Raw genomic sequence first — 24386 nt, forward strand, 5'->3', positions numbered from 1 at the left:
AGGATATCACCGGATCTGATTTATCCTGATGGAATCGTAAGGATTACGCTTGATGTGCGGAATCATGGTCGATTCATGGGGGAGGAGGTTGTTCAAGTTTACGTTAGCGTCCCCCACTCTAATATCGAAAGGCCATTATCTGAACTGAAATCTTTCAAGCGCGTAGCGGTGGAACCAAAGTCCGTCACAACAGCTGAAATCGATATATGTGTCCACGATCTTGCATATTTCGATGAAGGTTTGGATGAATTTGTGGTCGAGCCAGCAGACTATATTTTTACGGTAGCAAAATTCTCAGGTGATCCAAATGGAATCAGTATAAGAGCGAGCATTCTTGAGAGGTCACTTATCCCAGAGTAAGTTGCTGGAAAATTTGTATATGATAAAGGCCGCCGTCCAATCGGCGACGGCCCGTATCGTGCAGAGTAGGTTTATAAAGGAATACTGAATCTGGCAACCGCTACCGCGGGGCTGTCAGCAGGCGGACGGGACCCAGTAGGCCAGACTGTTGTAGCGGACTGTCTTTATTAAATGGGTTGTACGCAGCCTGCGCGTATTGACGTTCAGCATCGGGTTGACGATCCCCTATAAGGCGATTAGGCCAAAGGTTTGCAACGGAGATATCAATCTGGTTGCTGCCCTCATGCACAAAGTCAGTAATATCTACACGGTACGGAGCCTTCCAGGCAACACCTGCAGAGTGTCCGTTCACACTTACTTCCGCGATATTCGCTACTTTTCCGAGATCAAGCAGGAGGCGCTTTTCACTCTCTATGTCGGTAATTGCGATAGTTTTACTATACCGCGCCGCGCCAGAGAAGTAGCGAACCCCTGATGACTCGTTCTCAGTCCAAGAATGCAGCTGATCAAAGGTTACAGTGCTTGGAGCGCCCCGATCGGGCGGGAAGCTGACTTTCCAAGGTCCGGTCACCGACTGAAGTGGCGTAAAGCTGGTTGGTGGTGTGTGAAAGGTAGTTGTACTGGAAGGCTTCTGGAACACGACGAAGACTGCGTCGTTCGCGGAGAGTGTCAGCGGAATGGCAGTACGGCCACCAACGGCGTTGTAGCTTATCGGCGTTACGGTGGCGTCGTCAGCCCGCCAGATTTCAGGTGCCTTTCCACTGGTCCTGAATGATACCAATGAATCGATATCCTTATTACTGAGGTTCGCGATGTAGTAGAGGTCGCCGTTTGGCAGTTTGCGGTGAACGAACGATAGAGACTCACCTTCGGTCTCGACATCTGGTTCAAGTTGTAGCGCTGAAATTGCGGCTTCTACGGTCAGGTAGGTCCGGTCTGTACGGCTCCACACCGCATCAGCGAGCGAGGAGAATTCGGATATATCATCAGCGAGACTTGGCGAGTGTGAGGGCTTTGGCCCGGCAATGATCAAGCCAGCCTTTGAAAGTGCATCTAGTCTGCGTAGTGTTGGCAGAGTGATTCTGCGCACATTTGGGTCGATGGCGAGTAGACGGTACTTCGCACCGCTTGGAGATACTAGGTATTCGTCTTTCATTCGCAATAGTGTCCGGATCACATCCGCGTTGACAAAATCGAATGCGTAGCCGCCGGGAATGGAGGGAGGTTGATCGTCGTAAAGGGCGGTAATGTTATCGTCCTCGCCATAAAACCAGGCGATGTCGGCTACAAAGCGGCCTTGCTGGAGCAGGTAGCTTGATCGTGCTAGGTATTCCATCCATGGGCGGGCCATTTCGGCCCAGGTTTCTTTGCGAGTAAACCACTGGCCCACAGCTCCCAATCCAATACCCGGTCCTGAAGAATCGTCAGGTTGATGTGCAGAGGTATGGATGACGAACCGATTAACGCCATTCGCCATCATTTTATCCGCGATCGGCTTTAGCCGTGCGGGGTCAAAACCGTAGGCCGGAAAGAGTCAAGTAAATGACTCGGCTGCGACAATGTTTTGCCCGTAGAGGTGAGACACTGACGCCGATTCCCGTAAGTCCGGAAGCAGTTTCGGTAAATTGGATCTCGCCCAAGCGGCCCCCATTGGGACGTCGGCAGACTTCTTCACTTCCATACCGTCACCTATGAATGCTCGTAAAGCTTCATGGGATTCACCATATCGTCCCATACCGCGGGCGCGAAGCTCTTCTGAGATGGTTCCGTAGTGTTCTTCGGCGATGAGGTCGGCGAGCGTGCGCCGGTAATCCCAGAGAAAGCGATCACTGTCTTCGGCATTATCAACAATCCGTCCAGTTAACACTGGTAGCCATGGCGTGGGGTTGTAGCCCCGGCGGCGTTCAAACTCTGCCAGTATGTCATCGGTCCAGTTAGCGGCCATGGCTTCGTAGCTATCGTTGAGCATGTAACGGATGCCTTGGCTACCCATATTGCTGCGGCCGACCGCTTGCTCGTAGATACCGAGATAGGTGTCCATGTATGCCTTGACGTGTTCTTGGTTGAGCTTGTCAACCTCTAGTCCGGTGCCTTCTTCCGAGGCTGGGTTATTGAGCTTTCCGGTGAGCGACCATCCCAACCTCAAAATGCGCCACCGCCCCTCCGGGGGTGTCCAGTGGAGGGTGCCGTTAGCATCCATTTTGTCGCTGATATCCAATACGTTTTTAGTATGAACGACTGCATCGTTATCGGCCGGCGGTGTCTCCACCTCGCTCAGGCCTGGGATCGTGGACCACCCGGCCTTGTCTTCAAATCGGTTGACGCGGGCTTCTGGGATAAACTTGATCCTGGCAATCTCATGTTCAGCTACCAGCTTTTCAGGAGGAGCGAACGCTTTTACTGGAAATGGACTGAATCGTGGCTCAAGTGCTAAACGAAAGTGCTGTGCGGTGGTCGCAGGAAAAGAAACCGTCTGCTGTGGAGCGCCGCGTTCTGGGAGATCGGCAACATTCCGATAATTGCGTCCATCATCACTTGCCTCAATTCGACCTAAAGGCCACGAAGGGTAAATTGGGCCTATGCGTTGTCCGGGTTCTAAAACCAGCTCCACTGCACGCATTGTTACGGGCTTTGAATACTGAAAATCAACCCAGCCTAATTGCTCGGGCTCAATTTCTAGCTTTTGAAAATTGGTTCGCCCGCCATCCGTCAACAGAGGTACATCAAGAGGGCTTGAGGAGGTGATCTTCGCTTCGAAACTCTGATCAGCCGCCGGAATACGGTACGCAATGACTCGGCTGTCACGATACAGTTGTGGAAGGTCGGGTGGTGGAGCCTTAGAAGGCTCAGCGCCACCACCTGGAATATCCAAGAATGGTCCTGTCGTGGTGGGAGGAGTTGGTAACGACAGCGATAGAGGCTGGCCCCCATGGATTTCAACTTCGCTCCATGTCAACTTCTTCATTGCCTGTTCGGGGGGAACCCAGGGGCCACCCGTCTCGCTCCAGCCAGGAGAGCTTGCGATAGTAAACTCAAGGTTGGCAGCTTCCGCCTCAATGACAGCGTGGCGAATTGCAGAGCGCCACGCTTCGCTGCGGAAAGGGACTCGTGTCTCGACAATCTGGGGAGTCTCCAGCGATCCGTCAAAATATTGCATTCCACCAATTCCGACACGCTTCATCCAATTCAGATCTTTCGAGATACCTTCCTTGGTGACATTCCCATCCATCCAGTGCCACCACACGCGTGGAAATGCGGAAGTGGGGGGAGTAGTGAACTCTGTATGAAGGTTTTGTACGGAAAGGAGCTCCGCTGGTTCTTCTGCAACGGTTACGCCGTATTCACATCCTGAATGAACCAGCGCGAGTAATACTGGCACAAGATTAGCCAGTTTATGCATACGTTTATGGGTAGGTCTAACCTGAGTGTTTACGGGAGTATTTTCTGACAAAATGATATACCCAAATTTTTCATGGCATTACGACTTACAGAGAAAGATCAGTTAAATGCACGCTGGTAAAAGCTAGGATTGGATCACTTCCAGTGGCGATACTGGAGACGGGTTCAATCATAAATAGTTATTGGACGCTAGCATCGGTAACATCAGATGTGCATACAAAGCTTGTTTCTAAGCTCGCATCTCCATGTCCATCGTATTTAGCGATCTGCGGCCAGGGGCAAATTGGGCGACTGAAAACAGCCTTGCCCTCGGCGGCATCATCGGAAAATTTGCTTACGACGATTTTTTCAGGAGCTGTGTCTTCTTCTACCCATTTATCTATTACGTCCAGGGCGTCGAATGTACTAGGGCCGGGACCGCCGCCACAGTGTCCGACACCAGGCATCAAATATAAGCGGACACTATCATCTACCGCTTGGCCCATTTCAGATTGAAGACTTGAAAAATAGCGGATAGAAGCACCTGCAGGTATTGCCGGGTCTTCCCAGCCATGTGTTATCAGAAGCTTTCCCTGGCGTGCGATAAATCCACTAAGATCTGGATTGGTCGCATCAATGATATCGCCTAATTTGGCTTTAGCCTCGTCATAGTCACTCTTTACATCGAACTCTTGAATCGACCAATCCGAATCTCCCGCGACGAACCACCGAAAATACGGAATAGCTAGCCTTTTAGCCCCGATTCCTCCTGGAGTAATGAAGCTACTCCAGCCAAGTTCGCTTCCTTTGGGCAGGCCTGGAAAGGGAATTTCTTCAGAACCAAGTTTCGCACCGGCATACAATTCTTTAGCGGCAGCAACCTCGGCTTCTGTGAGGCATTCATCCGTATCCTTCCCTGAGGTGCAACGAATAGACTCGAGGTCGAAATTACAGGCAGGAGGGTGAGAAACTATACCGTCTTTTACACCATCAATTTCATCGCAATGTTGCAGTACAGCAGCATTAAGTGCCTCAATCTTATCTGTGAAGCTATCAGTTTCAGGAAAGCGGTGTGAACGTGTTGCATTCCAGAGGCCCGCAGAAAATAGGGAGCTCATATCACCAGCGGGGGCACCGGCAATAATTCCATCGTAGTCGTTAGGGTATTTCTGTGCTGCCATGAGCGCTTCTCTACCGCCACCAGAGCAACCTTGGAAATAGCTTCGACTTGGGGCTCGCCCGTAAAAGTCCGAAACAACTGATTTTCCGAAATTTGCAACAACGTGGTTTGCTCTGTGTCCAAAATCGATAACCTTATCCATACTCCCATTTGCCCATTTACCAGGCGAAAATAGTGATCCGTCATGACCAAGGTTACTGGTGACTCCCGCATACCCTTTTTCAACCGCCTTGACCAGGTCTGATTCCGTATTGTTGAGTCCACCGTTGATCCCACCACCGCCCTGACCAAGAAACTTTCCATTCCACTCTTCAGGGAGCCACATTTCAATTTTTATGTCAGATCCGTCAGTTGTGGTTGCTTGAACGCGGCATAGATCAAGTGGTGCGACAATTTTTTTAATAAGAAAAATCCGCTTTATTTTGTCGCCTTCCTCAACAGGATATGCGGATTGAATAGTAGCACCAGCAATTTTCTTACCCTCATAGCTAGTACATTGGTCTTTGAAGTTTAGAGGAGAATCGCCTCTGCTGTCAGCGGCTACTGGTAGTGAGAATGTCGAAATTGCGAGAACAGCTCCATATAGAGAAAGGAGTATTTTGGAGTCAGGTGTATTGGAGTCATTCTTTTTCATTATATTCAACCTCAAAAACTTATATTTATATATTTGGAGATCTTGCACATTCAGGTCTGAATCAATCCTTTAGATCGCAGCCAGCTTTCAAATGCCTGTGGCCAGGAATCGATAGGCTTACCCTGGGGACGCATCCCAAAGCCGTGACCGCCAAGTTCATACATATGAAGTTCGGCGGATCGATCTATTTCATTCCAAAGTGTGAATATCTCAATACTACTCTGTGCTGGAATTGTTGAGTCATCCTGAGCTGCCACGATAAAAATTGGAGGTGCATCTTCTTCTGGAACCCCCCGGCTCATCGTCATCCCATAAATAGGTGCCGCGAAATTTGGTTGGTTTTCGCGTGGTGATTCAAGTAAGACGCCCATAGTTGTAACCGCACCAGCAGAGAATCCAATCATTCCAATTTTGTTTTTGTTTATATTTAGCGCGTCGGATTTTTCTCGAAGAACCTTAATGGCCTGTGTGGCATCGGCGACAGCAAGTTTTCGACCAGGTTCGAGGATTCTTTTAAGGTCATCTAGAGACTTTGGTGCTTCACCCGCATCTGATTCTGCCCAATCTTTGACTCGATACTTCAGCAGAAATGCAGTAATTCCCCTTTCAGAAAGCCATTGAGCAATTTCAGTTCCCTCTACATCCCATGCTAATGCGCCAAACGCACCACCAGGGAGAACAAGTATCGCGGTTTTTTCATTATTCTTTTTTAGTGCGGGGAAAACGGTTAGCGTTGGTATTGATACATTTCTCTTTAGAATGACATTTCCCGCGGGTAACACTACAGTAGTTGTTGATTCCTTATCTTTTCTAGCTTCTAAAGCCAATGCTTCATTTGGCCAAATTTCTATCGTCTGCTGGTGGGATTCAATTGCCAATGCAGAGCCTGAGGGCGCCGCGAGCAGCATTAGATATACTAGTGTCAACGTAAATGTAGATTTCATCTTAATATTTAATGTAAATATATTATCTCTTGGATCCGATTTAAGCCGATGCTATCTAAGATAGAAATTGGCGGATTTCAAATTTGTGAAAAATCCGCCAATTATTGGCTTATTTACACTGGAAGCTAGTGGCTTCATCCTCCGGGCCGCTACCGTCATATGTTGCAATTTTGGGCCAGGTGCAAAGTGGTCTCGTCCTTACCACCTTTTTCCCGGGAATGGGAATTATCTGTGTGGTCTCATACTGAGAGGCAATCATCTCCTCTGGAGCCTGATCATGTTCAACCCAATTTTCTAGCGCCGTAAGGGAGTCGAATGAAGTAGGTGCATCACCTCCGAAACAATGCTGCATACCGGGAATCATAAACAGGCGTGTATTCTGTATTGCGTTGGGACCAGAGACTTCCTTGACCTTGTTGTAGTAATTGATAGTGGCTTGTGGGGAAATGGCTGCATCATTCCACCCGTGATATATCAGCAGTTTTCCGCCTTTACTCATGAAAGGAGAAAGGTCAGGTTTGTCTGAATTGAATACATCTTGAATCTTCTTCAACTTCTTGTGATCGGTATCCAGGTTGAATTTACTTACATCCCATTCTGGGTCTTTATGTACGGCCCACTTCATGAACTCCTCGCTCATGTGCATGCCCGGACCGTCTTCTTTGGTGATCCAAAGATCCCAGTTGTTCTCAAGAGCTTCTCCACCCTTCGCGAAGCCCGGGTACAGGGAGGTTCCATCTTTGAAAACGGGGCCCCGGTAAATTTTATTCAGTGCTTCAACTTCCATTGCCGTAAGGCAATTTTTTGAATTACCACTCGTGCATTGGAGCTCTATCGGTTCGAAGTCACACTTTGCCGGGTTCTGAATCAGGTTATCCACAAGCCCGTCGTTAGCGTCACATTTTTCCATTACGGCACTTTGCACAAGCGCCAGCTTTTCTTCCAGATTATCGGTTTCTGGGCTAGTTAAAACGGATTTCTCTAGCCAGGAAAATGTGGAGGTTAACTGGATCCATGAGGATGCAGGGGCCCCTGCAATAATTCCATCGTAGTCATCGGGGTATCTCGATGCCTCCATGAGGGCATCTCGACCGCCGTTGGAGCATCCGTGAAAGTAAGCCTTTTCTGCTTCCGCCTCGTAGTAAATGTTGACAAGTTCTTTAGAAAATTTCGCCGCGACATGGTTGGCGCGGTGCGCAAAATCTATCAGTTGCTCGGGGTTATCATAGGCAAACTTAGCCGAATCACTTTCCTCATGGCCTGCATCAGTGACAAAAGTTGTGTATCCCCTGCCAAGAGGGGAGGCCATCATCATTGGTGCCGTTGCCGTCAGACCACCATTCAATCCACCGCCGCCGAGCGCCAAGAGTTTGCCATTCCAGTATTGAGGCAACCAGGCTTCTACCGTTATTTCCGATCCGCTGACTGGTCGTAATTTGGCGGTAGCTCTGCAGAACCCAAGGGGAGCCTGCAAGCCGGCAAAGTCAGGCACGAAAAAGCCGATCATTGTCCGCTGGAAGAAGTTGAACAACTCATCGCCAGCATCCACAAACTCTGTTTCTACAACCGTTCCACTATCCATGGACGCTGCTGTGAGAGATTCACAGCGTCCGAGGCCATCAACGGCTGCAACTGCGTTATTTTCAGTAATTGATACAGTTGGGCGGATTGGGTTTTCGCCCGACGGGGTACATGCCGCGAGACAGCTAGTAACGACTAATGTCTGCGATAAGGATTTGAGTTTCAGCATGGCTCCACCTGTTAATGGTTATTGTTTGTAATTTGGGCAGTCAGTGACTGGTTGGTCTGATCTGAAGTTGGCACAGCGATTTGGATGGACCTAAATCGATTGTCTAGTTAAACCGCTGTACGCAAATAGCGAGTAGAAGTGCGTTCTTTTGACAGGTGACTGATGGTATGCACGCTGGTTGCATGGATATCTTCTTGTCTCTCACGCTACTAAGCACCCGATATATTCTTATTTGGGCCCCGGCGAGGGGCCTTTGGCTACCATGGCTTGAGATGCTTGCCTTGATCGGTAGGTATTCTTCATTCTACGATCAAAAGGAATCACGGGCAATCATATTGCGGCAATCAGTTTTGAGTGTGATTAATCGGCAATGTGAGGTAATTTTCACCGAAAACTTGCTGTTTACTGTTGTATTTCCGACCTTGTGATCTAAAACTGTGTATCTGTTGACTCGTGTGAGATCCATTGATAGGGGTCGGGATTACAGCCTTTATGACTGAAAATGATTGACGCTGACGGGGTTGTGAGTGACCATGTCATGATAGCGATCAGTCCAAAAGGTCGCAGCCTTGGTGATTCGGTGGAAATGAAGTATTGGAGCCTTGTACCAGATTGGGCTCTGCCGCTACATGGCCAGGCCTGATGTTGGGCTTGAATCAAAGAAAAATAAGTGATGATTAAGAGGTGCTATACGATGGCGAGCAATTTTCCTAAAGGTTTCGTCTGGGGCGCAGCCACAGCGGCCCACCAAGTGGAAGGGGGCAACTGCAATTCTGATGCCTGGGCACTGGAGAGGGCTGTTCCATCAATCTTTCGTGAGCCTTCTGGAGATGCTATCGATCATTGGAATCGGTTTTCGGATGATGTGGCACTATTGGCTGCGCTTGGTCTTAAGGCGTACCGATTCTCGGTCGAGTGGGCGCGAGTCGAGCCGGAAGAGGGAGTGTTCTCTCAGGCTGCCATTGATCATTACCAGCGCTGTATAAATGCTTGCCTGGAGCGTGGAGTACAGCCAATTCCTACGTTTCATCATTTCACCTCACCAATTTGGGTTGCTCGCGATGGCGGGCTAGTAAACGCGAAGTTCCCCGAGAGGTTTGCTCGATTTTGTGACAAGGCAGCTCGTGAGCTGAGTGGCTTCCAGCATGCTTGTACTATCAATGAGCTGAACTTGCCGCTATTCATGCGCGAAAAACTAGTATCAGCTATAAATAACGAGTTAAAAACGGCTGCGGAGACTGCATTGGGTTCAAGCCTCGACAGTTTCTTCCTTTTTTCCCCACGAGAGGCCATTTTGAAGCAAGGCCTCAAAGCTCACGCCCTGGCTCGAGACGCAATTAAAGCGCATCACCCGAGCTGCCAGGTTGGTGCAACCCTATCTATTCAGGATGAACAAGCTGAGCCGGGAGCTGAAGCGTTCCGTGACGAGCGAAACGCACAGTTCTACGACGAGTGCCTCGACGCTTTAAAGAATGATGATTTTATCGGCGTTCAAACCTATACCCGCCTAATTGCAAGAAAAGATGGAACTGCTACCGGCGCAGAAGGTAAACCCCGAACAATGATCGGCTGGGAAGATTATCCGCAAGCTCTTGCTAATACGTGTCGATATGTCTTCGTGAAAACGGGAGCGCCGATTATCGTTACCGAGAATGGCTGGGCTGGTTACGATGATTCTCGGCGATCCGAGTTTATTCGGGAGGCACTAGCGGGGGTGCATGAGGCAATTCAGGAAGGAGTAGACATTCGGGGGTATTTGTATTGGACACTATTCGACAACTACGAATGGATGTCCGGCTATGAGCCAAAGTTCGGCCTTATCGGCGTAGACCGAGAGACACAATTGAGAAGAATTAAACCCTCGGCCCTTGTTCTTGGCAGCATCGCTCAAAACAACTCTTTAGTGGCGCCGGTCGTTGAATCTGTTAAAGCAACAAAGATGTCTCCTGACCAGGAAAGCTCACCGGTTGGTATTGGTTGACGATGTAGAAAAGCAAAGTGGCGTATTTGATTGCCTACTCCTGTGATAATGGAGGGGGGCCAACTCGTCACTCGAGTTAACTAAAGTGTTCGATATATTCCATGATAAAAATAGGTATTTAACAATGAATAAAGTAAACAATACCTTACGTATATTTGCGATAGCATGCTGTGGCGTATTATCCGCGTGTAATTCAGTAGCAAATCGATCTGATTATGACAGTTGTAATACCTTGGTTGGGGAATCAACGAGCTTCGGCGAGATCGAAAAAGCGGAGTTGGTGAATAAAGGGGATGCTTTTGTAGGACTATTTAAACGGGTATTCCTTAAGTTCGCAGCTCCGGGGTTTCCTGAAATGCGTGCTTCCGCCAATTTTTGCCGCGTAACCGCTAAACTTCGCCCTGAACCCGGGTCTGAAATTACTGCCGAAGTTTGGTTGCCGCAAAATTGGAATGGAAAAATGATTGGTGCTGGGGGCGCGGGGTTCAATGGTGGCCTTTCAGGCGCAAGTATGACGCTTAACGCACCGCTAAAAAAAGGCTTCGCAGGCTTGGTTACAGATGCGGGGCACCCGGAAGATGTGGAAACGTTTAAATACGCCTACGAATCCGACCATCAGTTGATTGACTATGCCTATCGCGCAAATGAAGTCGGAACTATGTTCGCTAAGGATTTAATCTCTAGGTATTACGGAGATTCTGTAAGTAGATCTTACTTTATGGGGTGTTCTAACGGCGGTAGAGACGGCTTGATGCTCGCTCAGCGTCTTCCAGAGGCGTACGACGGGGTGATTGCTGGTGCTCCCGCAGCAGCCTATTCCAAGTTGGCTGTTAGCTTTGCTTGGACTCAGCAAACTGCATTAACTGCACCTGGGCTTAAAGATAAGCTGAATTTAGTATCTAGCGCGGTCCTAGAGCGGTGTGATAGTAACGATGGAGTAATAGATGGGGTTATCGAGAACCCCATGCAGTGTGATTTCGATCCGGTTGATCTTCTCTGTAACAGTGGTGAAGGAGATGATTGCCTGCTTGAAAACGAAGTAACAGCTTTGAAGAAGTTGTACGACGGACCTAGATTGAGTAATGGCAGAAAAGTATATCCGGGGTTGACCGCAGGCGGTGAATCCCTGGGGAGTAATTGGGACGAGTGGGTGATGGGGAACGTCCCAATTGCTGCAGAGCTTTTTCGTTGGGGTGTCTACAAAGATCCTGATTGGGATATTAGTCGTTTTGATGTAGACAAGGATTACTCCGCAGCACTGGAAAAGATGGGACCAATTCTAGACGCGGATGACCCTGATCTTAGCGAGTTTTTTGCGAGCGATGGAAAGCTGATTCTTTACCATGGATGGAACGATGCAGGTATTCCGGCAGAAGCGTCTGTAAACTACTTTGACGCTATCCATCACTCCGTGGGAGAAAAAGCACGCGACCATGTAAAGTTATTTATGGTGCCTGGAATGATGCACTGTGCTGGAGGTGTTGGTGCGACTAGCTTCGATATGTTTGATCATTTAGTTGATTGGGTCGAAAATGGGCAGTCTCCCGAGCGAGTCATCGCATTGGAGACCGATCCGCCGTCATTCTTCGGCTTGGTTCGGCCAGACGTCGAGGTGATCAGCACACATCCTTTATGCCCTTGGCCTGAGGTGGCAATCTATGACAACGAGGGAGATACTAGTGATGCGGGTAGTTATTCCTGCGGAATGGTAGGGAATGTCGAAAGTTCAGCTGCCAGATAAGTAGATACTTGTATGCCTTGTTTCTAGTGTCTGTAGTTGGCAGAGAAACAAGGCATCGATCCAATTAAAATACGAATATTTCCACGGTGAAGAGCGATTATCTCTGGTAAATTCTGGGAATATTGAATGGTTAGAAGAATAGCAGCGGGTGAACTGCCTGCGCTAGATTCTCAGTGTCGAAGCCTTCGTTCTCGCCTGCAGGGTAGAGAGTATTGATCGATAGCTGGGGAGCGGACGTGAAAGACGCTGGCCCAAGTGCGCCAACCATAAGATTGACTGAGTAGTAGCTTCGAACTCGACCTTTGTATTCTAGTTCCACACGGTAACTGGTCATCGGCTCTTGATCGGAAGCCGCTTTCTGCCAATCCTGAGGTGCGTTTGGTAGATTTGTCAGGTCGCGAACCATTGCATAATATACTGGGTCGTTCGTTAACAATGCCTCTTGCTGTATGGACATTAATATCATGGCTAGTGTGTTTTGCCATTGGGTGGAGGTGTGGCTGGAACGGGGCCTGGTGAATAGTAGTTCATAATGATTACGAACTTTTCCAAGCGTATTTTTTGGTAAAACATCCTGGTGGAAAATCACCCAGCTTCTATTAACCATCAGAAGGTTTCCATACCGATCCATCAGGGCAGATGGGTGTGGGTCCATTGCTTGTAAAGATAGAAGCATAGCATTTCGAAGCCATTTATAAGTTGGCGAGTGAAAATCCACTTCTTGACCTTTGGAAAGGTACCCTGCCGATAGCCTCAAGTAGCACCTATCCCGTTCACCTAGCTTCAATTTTGTGGCGAATGCATCGACAAGCTCTTCGCTTGGCTGTGATTTCCCTGTTTCGACAAAGCTAATATGACGTGTGGAAAATCCTAAGCTAAGTGCAAGTTCTTCTTGAGTAATACCTCGAAGATTCCTCCAGAACCTCGTTAAATTTCCGAAAGCACAGTTGTTTGTACTAGTCACAGCCCTCTCCATTTTTTGAGCTCAAGGCCTTCTGCACGTTGGGTAGAGAATGTAAATATTAACCCAATAGGTCATGGTTGATCCAAAACTTTCCAGTGACAATATCGGGTACTTTCAAATATCCAAAGATTTTTAGTTCCTAGTTTGAGGTTGAAAATGGAAGAGAATATTCTCAATCAGCGCGATATTGAGTTCATGTTGTATGAGCTGTTTGATATAGAGTCCCTGACGAGCCGAGATCGCTTTCGAGACCACAATCGAGAAACCTTCAATGCCGCAATTGAGACTGGAAAGTCCGTGGCATTTAAGTATTTTCTTCCTATTCGTAAGATTATTGATACACACGAACCAGATTTCGATGGAGAGCGGGTTGAGCTGATTCCGGAGATAAAGCCGGCGCTTGATGCCGTGTTTGATGCTGGTCTGGCTACATCGACGTTAGATTATGAATCTGGCGGAATGCAGCTACCAATTACAGTGGCGAACGCTGCGCAGTCTTATCTATCCGCAATCGCGAGTACAACACTCGGATACATCTCATTGACAAGCGCTAACGCAAACTTGATAGAGGCTCATGGAACTGAGGAGCAGATAAGTAAATGGGTAGTTCCTATGAGGGAAGGGCGGTTTATGGGGACTATGGCAATGACAGAGCCTGGTGCTGGCTCAGGTCTCGCTGATATAACTACTACTGCGGTAAAAGATGATGACGGAACTTATCGTATATACGGGAACAAAATTTTCATCTCTGGCGGTGATCACGAACTAAGTGAAAATATAGTGCATTTGGTTCTTGCTAGAGTTAAGGGGGCACCTAAAGGTGTCAAGGGAATCTCCCTTTTCATTGTTCCAAAGTATTTGGTGGCGGATAGTGGTGATATCGAGAATAAAAACGATGTCGCACTTTCTGGCTTGTTTCACAAAATGGGGGGGCGGGGACATACCTCTACTGCACTAAGCTTTGGTGAAAATAGCGGTGCGATTGGGTACTTAGTCGGAGAAGAAAATCGCGGCCTTTCATACATGTTCCATATGATGAATGAAGCTCGAATAATAGTCGGAACTAACGCGGCTTTGACAGCTCTGACCGGTTTTCAATACTCGCTATCCTATGCCATTGATCGACCTCAGGGGCGTCCACTGTCTAATAGAGACCCATATTCACCGGTCGTGAATATTATTGAGCACCCAGATGTGCGTAGAATGCTCCTGACACAAAAGGCCTATGCCGAAGGTGCCTATGCATTGTGTCTATATGGTAGCTATCTCGCTGATAACGAGAGGACAGCAGAGACCGAGAGTGAGCGAGAGCATGCTAAGACGTTACTCGACTTCCTTACGCCAATTATCAAAAGCTGGCCTTCTGAATATGGAGTTAAAGCCAACAATCTTGCGATACAAGTTTTGGGCGGGCATGGTTATATTAACGAACACCCCGTAGAAATGTTTTATCGTGACAATCGACTTAACCCAATCCACGAGGGAACTACAGGGATTCAGTCGATAGACCTGCTATGCCGTAAAGTTCCATCAGATAATTTCTCCGGATACAATGCAGTTCTAGCCGAAATAGAGAAAACTGTTGCGTCGACAAATGATGCTGACCTATTCCTTTATGCAAAGCAACTGAGCGAAGCATTGTCCTTGATACATCAAGTCACTTCGTCCGTGTTCGTCGCGCAGAAAAAATTTAGCCCAGATTTGGTTTTCTCGAACTCTGTAAGTTATCTTGAGATGTTCGGTCATGTAGTCATCGCTTGGTTATGGCTGCGCCAGGGAATCGTTGCGTATGCTGGGCTTGGAAATGGCCCACACGATGAAGATCGGAATTTTTACTTAGGAAAAATTCAAGCGATGAAATTCTTTTTCCATTCAGAGTTGCCAAAGATTAAACATTGGGCATCGTTGGTAAAAAATATCGATAGTACAAGCTTTGACATGAAGCAGGAGTGGTTCTAGATCTGGGTCATAGCTTATATAAATAAGTGTGTAGTTGTGCGAGATCGACTTGTTCTCGCACAACTACTTTCTACTTGTAAGTAGAATCTTTAAAGTATCTCTAACTTACTTAGATAGGCTGGCGCGCTTTGCCGCCTCAACCATGATTCCTGCCTTGTCAGAAATTTGTTCCGCTGAATCTCCTGGGGCATAAATGTTGGGGGCTAAGCCAAATCCACGTGCACCAGCATTCCAGAAATCCTTCATATTGTGTTCGGTTACTCCCCCTACCGCTAAGGTCAGGATACCTTGAGGGATCACAGCACTTAGTGACTCTAGATATTGGGGCGTGAAATCTGCGACAGGAAACATTTTAAGAACACTTGCACCAGCATTCAACGCGCTGAAAACTTCGGTCGGTGTAAGACAGCCAGGTATTGGAACCAAATTTTCCTTGATTGTCTTTTTTACTATTTTTGGATCGCAGTTTGGCGAGACGATAATTTCTCCCCCTGCATTCTTCACACTATCAACTTGATCTTCGGTGATTACGGTACCTGCGCCACAAATCGTAACGTCATCAAAATCAGACATTATCTTGGCCAGTCTTTCAATGCTTTTCAGTGGTTCGACTGGGGAGTTCAGCGGGATTTCAATTGCTCGGACGCCAGAATCCAGAAGGGTCTTTGCCACCATATCTATGTCGTCAGGCGTTACTCCGCGAATAATGGCAATGATCGGGCATGAAGAAAGTGCTTTCTGCAATTTTACCAACATATTTCTCTCTCTTTTTTAGGTTGATTTTTTATCGCTCTTGTTGTTTCAAGTGAGGGCTCAGAGGTTGGGAATTTTTGCCAATCTAGATATATGACTTGAGTTAATTTCAGAAACTTTACTGACGCCGAGAAGAGTCATGGATCTCTCTATTTCGGTCTTTAGTATGCTGATGCATCGCTCAACACCAGCCTGACCTCCTGCTGCCAAGCCAAACAAATATCCCCGCCCGATAGAGCAGGCGTCGGCACCTTGTGCCAATGCCTTTATCACATGGGTGCCACGCCTAATACCTCCGTCTACAATTAACTCGAGTTTGTCGCCAACTTTATCTCTTATAGGTGCTAATGAATCGATTGGTGCAGGCGCGCTCTCGAGTTGTCTTCCCCCATGGTTGGATATCATGATTCCTGTTGCGCCAATCTCCACGGCTCTTTGTGCATCGGAAGGGGATTGGATTCCTTTTATAATGAAAGGTCCATCCCACTGCTCGGCAAGCCAGGCTGCATCTTCCCAAGTCACACTTCTATCAAACTGACTGTTAATGTAGTCGATTAGACCCATAGAGCCGCCGCCGAGAGCATCAACACGATGTGCAACATTGGCCAGTTTGAAGTCAGGATTGAGTGCCATATTAAAAAGCCACTCGAAACTGGTTGCGTAGCTAAAAAAATTCTTAAAGCTAGTGACTTTAGGGGGCATTGTCATCCCATTTACGAGGTCCCGTTCCCGGTTTCCCGCGACCATAGTATCTACAGTCAAGCAAAGTGCTTGATACTTACTATCCTTACAGCGCTGTACAAACTCCTTGGTGAGCTCCCTATCTTTAAGAATATAGATTTGAAACATTTTGGGGCCGGTAGTCTCAGCGGCTATATCTTCAAGGCTAGTTGTTGCGAGGGTCGAAAGGCTATATAGCGTGCCGAATTTATCTGCTGCTCGACAGGCGGCGGGCTCTTTTTCATGGTTGAATAAGCGCGACATTCCTGTTGGGGACAGGAAAAACGGAAGGTCAATCTCGCACCCCAAAACCTTAGTTTTCAGATCAATACTTGAAACGTTGCGAAGGTAGTTTGGTTCTAATTGATAGTCGTTAAATGCGTCGGTATTTCGTCTTAGCGTCCACTCATCATCCGAACCGCCATCAATGTAGTGAAACATCGGGGCGGGTAATTTCTTTTTGGCCAAATTTCGGATGTCGGAAATGTTATTGCATTTATTCAAGCTTTTCATGTTGGTAAAATCCGATCTTCAATTACTAAGGTTTTCTGAGGTTGTAAGAAAGCTATGGGTTTTTAGTTGTCACAATGGTCAGACCATTTTTTCTTATAGAGTTGAATGTCACGTAGTTTTACTGCCTCTATTTTTTTAACGGAGACAACATCTTCCGAGTCAATTTCTTTCGCTAGCATGAATGCGCCGGTCACAGTTCCGGTTTCATCTTTCGAAACAAATAGTTCTTGATTTCCCCTCAGCGTAGAAAGTATGCCGAGTAAAAGGTTGTTTTTTTGATATGCGCCTTCAATAAATATTGGACCACTTGATGAGATAAGGTCTAACTGTTTGTCAATCATTAATGCTAGGTAAAGTGTTGCTACTGCCGCGGGAGGCGTATTTAGTGGCAGTTCTCCAATAATTTTTCCGGTTTTGTGAGGGTAGGGGCCGGTGCCGTCTGCCCAAGAGGGCAAGCAGAAGCATGAATTGTCAATCAGGCGTTGAAGATCAGATACCGTAAAGTCCTCATCAATTGTGCCGTCTAGCTGGTCGCATATTAGTTGCGTCTCACGCCCCGCCATAAATCTTGAACAGACTACTGGAGATCCGTTGACATCTACGTTGAGAAGTAGGTCTTGAGATTCAGATAGAGAACTTGGTTTTGAGTGGCTCGACATTGCAACTGACCAGGTGCCAGTGGAAACTACTGTGAACTCATCGCCTCTTTTTTTTGCTAAATAGCGATAGTAACTTGCATTGCTATCGTGGATTCCTACGTAAACTTTACAGTCCGTGGATATTCCTGTTGCCGTCGCAATATTAGGTGCAATTGCGCCTGCAATATCGGTAGCCTGTCTTAACTCGGGGAATAGCTTAGTCCAGTTCATCGCCTCAACTAAGCTCGAGTAGGTTGCTTTTTGAGGATTCCACAGGTCCGTGTGGCACCCGAGCGATGTGACCTCGGAGTATCTTTTTCCCGTTAGGCGCCAAGCCCAGTACTGTGGGTAGGTCAGTATGTCGGTTACTTTCGAAAACTCGTTAGGGAACATTGAGTACTGCCAATACAGTTGTCTGGCAAGATTTAACCCTGCGGGTAGGTCTGGTGATCCTGTCTCGGAGAAGCATGGGCGAACTCTTTGGTAATTCTCATTCGCGCTTTCTACACCTTTATATTCGTAATCAAGCACCGGTAGCACTAATGGAGTACTGGGATCTGTTCGGTCAATCAGGGCGGCCGTAGCACCGTGTGTAGTGATGACAATTGTGGTTATATTATGATCAATCTGCCAGCCGCCTAGATGATCAAGTATCCATCTCCAGATGCTTTCAACATCGTAATGTGGGTACGGTGGGGTATCTGAAACTGAATTGGGCTTCGTTGCCTGTTTGATTGAGTCCCCGGTCTCCGAGCGCAAGTGCAGCTTTATATTGGTTTTTCCGATATCCAATATTGCGATGTGATTCATGATCTAGTTCTTCTGATATTACCGATTAGATTTCTAGGTTTTAGGCCGGCTCTGATCGATACCGCGGCATGTACATTCCGGCGGGCTGGACACTGCTTTGCAGGAGGCTACTGCCTATTGACTATACCTCTGCTGCCAGTTTTACCTGGTGAATGTCTGATCAGTCACGCGGTTTGACTTGTGCAAACGGCCGTGCCTCATGCTCGAAAGGTTATCCGGGTGTGATTGTTGTTACAACAAAAATATCGAATATGATTGCTTGCGAGGCTAAAACCAATCAAATACAATCGTACTCAATCGTTGGGCGGTACCTAGTGGGTTCCGGGTGCATTCTTGGTCTGGGGTGGGGTTTTGCTCTGAATGTGTCTCAGATGCACCAAATCAACGTACGTACAATGAAGTAATATCTGACAATAATGGGTTTATCGATGACTTCAACGCTGACCAATCTTTGGGATGACGCCGTAGCTTCGCGGTTGGACGAACCAGAACTTCTGCAGTACCGATCAAACCTCCTCGGGAGCGATCTGCGCATTACTAACTATGGCGGTGGAAACACGTCTGCAAAAATCCAAATGCAGGATCCGCTGACATCAACGGACACCACGGTTTTGTGGGTCAAAGGCTCTGGTGGGGATCTTGGTTCAATTGAGCTGAATGGGTTTTCCACGCTGTATATGGACAAACTGCAGCAGTTGAAGTCTCTGTACCGTGGAAAAGAGTTTGAAGATGAGATGGTGGGGTATCTCCCTCACTGTACATTCAATCTGAATGCCAGGGCAGCGAGCATCGATACACCGTTGCATGCTTACATTCCGCATAGGCATGTTGATCACATGCACCCAGACTCCGTGATTGCAATTGCATGCACTAAAGACAGTCAGAAACTGACTGAGGAGATCTTTGAGGGGGCTCTTGGGTGGCTGCCATGGCAGCGCCCAGGCTATGATCTCGGCCTACAGCTGGAAGCTGTGTGTAATGAAAACCCCAATATCAAAGGTGTAGTCCTCGAAGGACATGGACTGTTTACTTGGGGGGATACCTCAAAAGACTGTTACCTGAATACCATTGAGGTGATTCAGCGGGCTTCTGACTGGCTGGCTCGAAATAATACTAAAGAAGCCTTTGGTGGTTCTTCAATTGTGCTTGGGCTACATCAGGGGTCTCGAGAGAAAGTGGCAGAGCGTCTAATGCCCCTGATTCGTGGAAAAATCACTCAGGGACAGAAGAAGGTCGGTCACCTCAACACCTCAGAAGCAGTACTTCAATTTGTAAACTCTGTTGAGCTGAAAGAACTTGCTGCAATGGGGACCTCATGTCCGGACCACTTTCTACGCACCAAAATCTGTCCTCTAGTTCTGGACTTCAATCCCGATGCCGTTGATCTGGATATCGAGATCGAGCGCTGTATTTCTGGGTTGGATGCGCAGCTGGAGAGCTACCGTGAGGGTTACGCTGCATACTACGAGCGTTGTAAGAACCCTACTAGCCCCGCAATGCGCGATCCGAACGCCGTCGTGTACCTAGTACCTGGCGTAGGTATGATTACTTTTGCCAAGGACAAGCCAACCGCTCGTATCGCTGGTGAATTTTATGTGAACGCAATCAATGTTATGCGTGATGCTAGTGGCGTAAGCGCATACCTGGGGTTGGATGAGCAGGAAGCATTTGATATTGAGTACTGGCTACTTGAAGAGGCAAAGCTACAGCGTATGCCGAAGCCAAAATCTCTTGCTGGGCATGTAGCCTTTGTCTCTGGAGGCGCAGGGGGGATTGGTAAAGCTACTGCTCGACGTATGCTGGAGGAAGGGTGCTGCGTAGTTTTGGCTGATATCGATTCGGAATCTCTTGCTGTGGCAGAAAGCGAGCTGAAGCAAGAGTTTGGTCCGGACTTCATACGGAGTGTCGTATGTGATGTTACCAGTGAAGCCAGTGTGTCTGATGCATTCAATTCCGTATCGAGAGAGTACGGAGGCGTGGACATAATTGTTTCGAATGCCGGGATTGCATCATCCGCGCCTCTGGACGAAACGTCCCTGGATCTCTGGAATAAAAATATCAGTATTTTGACTACTGGCTACTTCATCATTAGCCGGGAATCATTCAAGCTATTAAAGGCTCAAAATACTGGCGGTAGCTATGTTTTTGTGGCAAGCAAGAACGCCTTGGTAGCTTCACCTAATGCATCTGCTTACTGCACAGCAAAAGCTGCAGAAATTCAGCTGGCGCGCTCTGTTGCGTTAGAAGGAGCTCCCCTGGGAATTCGTTGTAACGTTGTAAACCCGGATGCGGTTCTTCGCGGTTCAAAAATTTGGACTGGAAAATGGAGAGAGGAGCGAGCAGCAGCTTACAACATGGGTGAGGAAGAACTGGAGCAGCACTATCGAAATAGAAGCCTGCTAAAGCTGAACGTATTCCCTGAAGATATTGCCGAAGCAGTTTACTTTTTTGCTTCTGATAAGTCCGCCAAATCTACTGGCAATATTATTAATGTTGACGCTGGCCACGCGCCGTCATTTACCCGGTAGAAGCAACTTCATTAGTATAGGTCTTGAGATGAATAATAAAATTAATGTAGATATGCTCTCCGAGCAGAATGCTGTAAAGCTCAGTGCGTTGGAGGAAGATTATTCCTACCTTTCAAGCCGTCTCGCAAGAGAAAACCTAGATATTGAGGCTCTGGTTGAAAAGGCTCAAAATTTTCAAATTGCGGTACCATCATGGGGCGTGGGCACTGGTGGGACAAGGTTTGCGCGATTCCCTGGTATTGGTGAACCGAGAAATATTTTTGAGAAGCTGGATGATTGCTCGGTAATTAATGAGCTATCGCGGTGTGCTCAGAGTGTTTCTCCACACTTTCCGTGGGATGCTGTCGATGATTTTAAGGAGTTGAAAGGCTATTCAGATTCTTTGGGACTCAAATGGGATTCGATTAATTCAAATACGTTCCAAGATCAAGTTGATCAAGCAAAGTCCTATAAGTACGGTAGTCTAACTAATACTGATGCTAAAACGCGTGAGCAAGCGATTGAGCATAATATTCAGTGTATTGAGTGGGGGGAAGCGCTCGGATCCAAACGGTTGACTGTCTGGATCGGCGACGGCTCCAACCACCCTGGGCAGCAGCATTTCCAAAGAGCTTTCGAGCGTTATCTCGACAGCATGAAGACCATTTACGGTGCGCTTCCATCCGATTGGGAGCTGCATATTGAGCACAAAATGTTTGAGCCTGCTTTTTACTCAACAGTAGTGCAGGACTGGGGTAGTAATATCCTTGCGGCTATGGAGCTAGGGGATAAGGCGAAGTCCTTGGTTGATCTGGGACATCATGCACCGAATGTAAATATTGAAATGATCGTGTCCCGCTTGATCCAGTTTAAAAAGCTTGGCGGTTTCCATTTTAACGATAGTAAGTACGGTGACGACGATCTAGACAGCGGTTCTCTTCATCCGTACCAGCAATTTTTAATATTTAATGAGCTGGTAGATGCAGAATTTCGTGGCCAGGAAGGATTTGATCCTTCCTATATGTTGGATCAATCTCATAATGTTACAGATCCCATCGAAAGTTTGATTAATTCTGCTATTGAAGTTCAACGTTCATATATCAAAGCCTTAATCATAGACCGGGACGCTCTGTACGAGTTTCAGGATAAGAATGATGCTTTGATGGCAAGTGCCACGCTTAAGAAGGCGTTTAATATGGACGTAGACTCAATACTAGCAATGGCGAGATATCGGTCTGGAGGTGCTATAGATCCGATATATTCTTATCGCCAGTCTGAGTATCGTGCCCAGGTGGCAAAAGATCGTCCTGCTATGGCAGGTAGCGGTTCCGGCATCGTGTAATTTTTAATTTGTTTTCTCATCATCTTGTCGCTTGGATGGAGACCTTGTATGCGCCGCTTTGCGGCGCTTTTTTGTTTGGGGTATGGGAAAAAGCTATTTTTTAGCGCTCTGCCTAGTTTTCTAGGGGGTGGCTGCTATCCACAGTACTTAAACTTAATCAGTGTAGGTCAATAGAATTTAATGCTTGAAAGTGAACGTCACCAATTAATATTAACCACTCTTTCTGAGCAAGATTACACGAGCGTGCGCGCTCTTTGTGAACAGGTTGATGCCTCAGAGGCAACGGTTAGGCGAGATCTGACACAGCTCGAGCGGGAAGGGAAAATAAAACGTAAACGTGGCGGAGCTGAAATATCCGCTTCAGAACGCACCAAGCAACTTCTTCAGCGTAGGAATGGTGGGTTTCTATTGGGTCTTGGACGGAACATTCCTGAAAAGCGTCAGTTAGCGAAGCGTGCCGTGGAGATGTGTGAAGACGGGGAGTCCATAATTATCAATGGCGGCTCCTCGACATATATGATGGGGGAATTCTTAAAAGACCGAAATCTTAGTATTCTTACAAACTCATACTACTTGGCTTTGGATTTAATCGAGAATAGCGATAACCAAATAACATTGCCTGGCGGAGAAGTTTATCGAAAGCAGGGGGTCGTATTGAGTCCATTCGAAAACGATACCATACCATTTTATCATGCGAGTAAAATGTTTATGGGTACCCCTGGAATTGGGAATTGTGGGGTTATGGAATCTGATCCGCTTTTGATAAGAGCTGAGCACAAGTTGCGAAAGCAGGCGGAAAAGCTAATTGTGCTTGCGGATAGCTCAAAATTGGGAAAGCGTAGTAATTTCATTTTCGAGCCCCTGGAAAATATTGATGTTCTAATCACTGATTCGCGTGCCAAAGAATCTGATATCAAGCTGTTTGAGCGTAGTGGTATTGAAGTTGTCCTAGTGGATTGTAACGTGCCTAACCAATAACCTGGCGCTGTTAAGTACTTCATATATCGATTGAGGGATGAGTCTTGATAAGATTTTTTGAGTCTTTATGCGGGTTAGTTTAGCCAAGCCTGAATATCTCTGAGAATAAACTCTATTATCCATATTAGATATCACATTATTTAACACACTTTCAGGGTAAGCGCCGTTAAATCGACACACTTCCCCTAACCATACTGAGCCACATTTTTTGAAACAGGCTTCAAGGGCACATCCCACGGTAGAAGAGCTTCGAGCTTCTCCAGCGTGTCGGCCTCACCGATTCGGTCCAGTACATAGTGGATGTAGGCTGAGGGCTCCAACTGATTGGCCTTGGCGGTTTCGATTAGGGAGTAGCAGGTGGCGCTGGCCCCTGCATGGGATTACGCAGTCGGGCGGCATGACGGCGATAGGCTGACGGGGCCACCTGCAGGCTCCTGCAAAGGGGCTCGACCCCGAACCGCTCCCGATGGTTGTCGATGAACGCCCAGATCACTTTAAGCGGCGGTCGAGCTCCGCCTGGGCGAAAAAAGCACTGGCCAGTTTGAGGATCTCGTTGGCCCGCTTCAGCTCGCGAACCTCGCGTTCCTGTTCCTTGACGCGGGCATCGGCAGCCGAGGCGGATGGGGGCGCAGGCGCAGCTGCCTTGCGAATCCAGCTGCTCAGTGTCTGCGCGGTGCAGCCGATCTTGCTGGCCACGGCCTCGATGGCGGCCCACTGCGATGTGTGGGACTCCCGAACTTCGTAGACCATCCGGATGGCCCGGTCACGGACTTCAGGGGAAAATTTGGGGTGCTTACTCATATGGGCTCCATTCTCTCAAAAAGTGGAGTCTCCGCGAAACCCGGGGCGGTTCAATCCTTTTATCGGATACTTCATTTATATCTCCGAGTTTCTGTATATCGCTAACGCCGCAATCGGCCACGGCTTGCTTTTTTAAGCGGGCTACTTCTTGATTAGCCGGATATCTACGTTTAACACTTGGCTCATTTGCACCGCTTTGCGCTGCTAAAAAGAGCCACTTGTTAAGCGGCTCCTGTACTCGCTAACGAGACAAAAGAACCTACTCACTGAGTTTTCATGAATGGAGTTGCTCGCTCCGTCATCAAAGCCGACCCAGCTAAAGTTGTTGGGTTTAAGGTTCAATTCTACGGCTAGTATCATATTCTGCCATCCGGCGGTGGATTCATTGAACCCGTACTTTTGAGCTATCCAGTCGTGGAACCCAGGAAAATCA

General features: G+C 47.6%; 15 protein-coding genes, 3 pseudogenes and 1 other annotated feature. Of the genes and pseudogenes, 7 read left to right on the forward strand and 11 right to left on the reverse strand.

The features are described from left to right. Positions 1-75: 75 nt before the first annotated feature. Positions 76-360, forward strand: a complete 285-nt coding sequence (locus tag GNX18_RS19510; RefSeq protein WP_240914335.1) for a fibronectin type III-like domain-contianing protein — start codon at positions 76-78, stop codon at positions 358-360. Between the two features lie 100 nt (positions 361-460). Here the strand turns inward: GNX18_RS19510 and GNX18_RS19515 are convergent, their stop codons facing one another. The 5 genes and pseudogenes from GNX18_RS19515 to GNX18_RS01420 all read right to left on the reverse strand — a co-directional run bounded on the left by GNX18_RS19515 (position 461) and on the right by GNX18_RS01420 (position 8246). After that, on the reverse strand, positions 461-1000 hold the full coding sequence (locus tag GNX18_RS19515) for a glycosylhydrolase-like jelly roll fold domain-containing protein (protein ID WP_240914336.1): 540 nt from the start codon (positions 998-1000) through the stop codon (positions 461-463). A gap of 72 nt (positions 1001-1072) precedes the next feature. Continuing rightward, positions 1073-3760, reverse strand: a pseudogene (locus GNX18_RS01405) (glycosyl hydrolase); the annotation flags it as partial. Positions 3761-3938: 178 nt separating this feature from the next. Beyond that, complete coding sequence (locus GNX18_RS01410) at positions 3939-5552, reverse strand: tannase/feruloyl esterase family alpha/beta hydrolase (RefSeq protein WP_166214987.1); 1614 nt, start codon at positions 5550-5552, stop codon at positions 3939-3941. Between the two features lie 50 nt (positions 5553-5602). After that, a complete protein-coding gene (locus GNX18_RS01415; protein ID WP_166214989.1) occupies positions 5603-6430 on the reverse strand; it encodes an alpha/beta hydrolase in 828 nt (275 codons plus the stop codon). A gap of 175 nt (positions 6431-6605) precedes the next feature. Then, entirely contained in the window at positions 6606-8246 is a 1641-nt protein-coding gene (locus tag GNX18_RS01420; protein ID WP_166214991.1) for a tannase/feruloyl esterase family alpha/beta hydrolase, read from the reverse strand. A gap of 694 nt (positions 8247-8940) precedes the next feature. Here GNX18_RS01420 and GNX18_RS01425 point away from each other — a divergent pair. Together GNX18_RS01425 and GNX18_RS01430 are read left to right on the forward strand one after the other, a co-directional pair. Further along, on the forward strand, positions 8941-10227 hold the full coding sequence (locus GNX18_RS01425) for a glycoside hydrolase family 1 protein (protein WP_166214993.1): 1287 nt from the start codon (positions 8941-8943) through the stop codon (positions 10225-10227). Positions 10228-10351: 124 nt separating this feature from the next. Beyond that, on the forward strand, positions 10352-11968 hold the full coding sequence (locus GNX18_RS01430; protein WP_166214995.1) for a tannase/feruloyl esterase family alpha/beta hydrolase: 1617 nt from the start codon (positions 10352-10354) through the stop codon (positions 11966-11968). Between the two features lie 130 nt (positions 11969-12098). On the opposite strand, the gene GNX18_RS01435 is transcribed toward GNX18_RS01430, so the two are convergent. Further along, complete coding sequence (locus GNX18_RS01435; RefSeq protein WP_166214997.1) at positions 12099-12932, reverse strand: helix-turn-helix domain-containing protein; 834 nt, start codon at positions 12930-12932, stop codon at positions 12099-12101. A 156-nt stretch (positions 12933-13088) separates the two neighbouring features. On the opposite strand from GNX18_RS01435, the gene GNX18_RS01440 reads away from it, so the two are divergent. Then, positions 13089-14891, forward strand: coding sequence for an acyl-CoA dehydrogenase (locus GNX18_RS01440; RefSeq protein ID WP_166214998.1), 1803 nt, complete (start codon positions 13089-13091; stop codon positions 14889-14891). A 105-nt stretch (positions 14892-14996) separates the two neighbouring features. Here the strand turns inward: GNX18_RS01440 and GNX18_RS01445 are convergent, their stop codons facing one another. From GNX18_RS01445 to GNX18_RS01455, 3 genes are all read right to left on the reverse strand, one after another. Continuing rightward, entirely contained in the window at positions 14997-15647 is a 651-nt protein-coding gene (locus tag GNX18_RS01445) for a 2-dehydro-3-deoxy-6-phosphogalactonate aldolase (RefSeq protein WP_166215000.1), read from the reverse strand. 57 nt (positions 15648-15704) lie between these two features. Beyond that, positions 15705-16877 carry an alpha-hydroxy acid oxidase gene (locus GNX18_RS01450; RefSeq protein ID WP_166215002.1) on the reverse strand — a complete coding sequence of 391 codons (1173 nt, stop codon included), beginning with the start codon at positions 16875-16877 and terminating at the stop codon, positions 15705-15707. Between the two features lie 62 nt (positions 16878-16939). Next, positions 16940-18325 carry an FGGY-family carbohydrate kinase gene (locus GNX18_RS01455; protein ID WP_166215003.1) on the reverse strand — a complete coding sequence of 462 codons (1386 nt, stop codon included), beginning with the start codon at positions 18323-18325 and terminating at the stop codon, positions 16940-16942. A gap of 428 nt (positions 18326-18753) precedes the next feature. Here GNX18_RS01455 and GNX18_RS01460 point away from each other — a divergent pair, with 428 nt between their 5' ends. From GNX18_RS01460 to GNX18_RS01470, 3 genes are all read left to right on the forward strand, one after another. Then, on the forward strand, positions 18754-20853 hold the full coding sequence (locus GNX18_RS01460; protein WP_166215005.1) for a bifunctional rhamnulose-1-phosphate aldolase/short-chain dehydrogenase: 2100 nt from the start codon (positions 18754-18756) through the stop codon (positions 20851-20853). A 28-nt stretch (positions 20854-20881) separates the two neighbouring features. Beyond that, a complete protein-coding gene (gene rhaI / locus GNX18_RS01465) occupies positions 20882-22174 on the forward strand; it encodes an L-rhamnose catabolism isomerase (protein WP_166215007.1) in 1293 nt (430 codons plus the stop codon). Between the two features lie 180 nt (positions 22175-22354). Beyond that, entirely contained in the window at positions 22355-23152 is a 798-nt protein-coding gene (locus tag GNX18_RS01470; RefSeq protein WP_166215009.1) for a DeoR/GlpR family DNA-binding transcription regulator, read from the forward strand. A gap of 185 nt (positions 23153-23337) precedes the next feature. On the opposite strand, the pseudogene GNX18_RS01475 reads toward GNX18_RS01470, so the two are convergent. Beyond that, positions 23338-23526 (reverse strand): annotated as a pseudogene (locus GNX18_RS01475) (transposase domain-containing protein); the annotation flags it as partial. A gap of 2 nt (positions 23527-23528) precedes the next feature. Then, a pseudogene (locus tag GNX18_RS01480) lies at positions 23529-23953 on the reverse strand (transposase); the annotation flags it as partial. Further along, positions 23568-23684: a sequence feature (AL1L pseudoknot), on the reverse strand. It overlaps the preceding pseudogene by 117 nt. Positions 23954-24386: the final 433 nt, after the last annotated feature.

The sequence above is a fragment of the Microbulbifer sp. SH-1 genome (assembly GCF_011326135.1).
Taxonomy (GTDB): domain Bacteria; phylum Pseudomonadota; class Gammaproteobacteria; order Pseudomonadales; family Cellvibrionaceae; genus Microbulbifer; species Microbulbifer harenosus.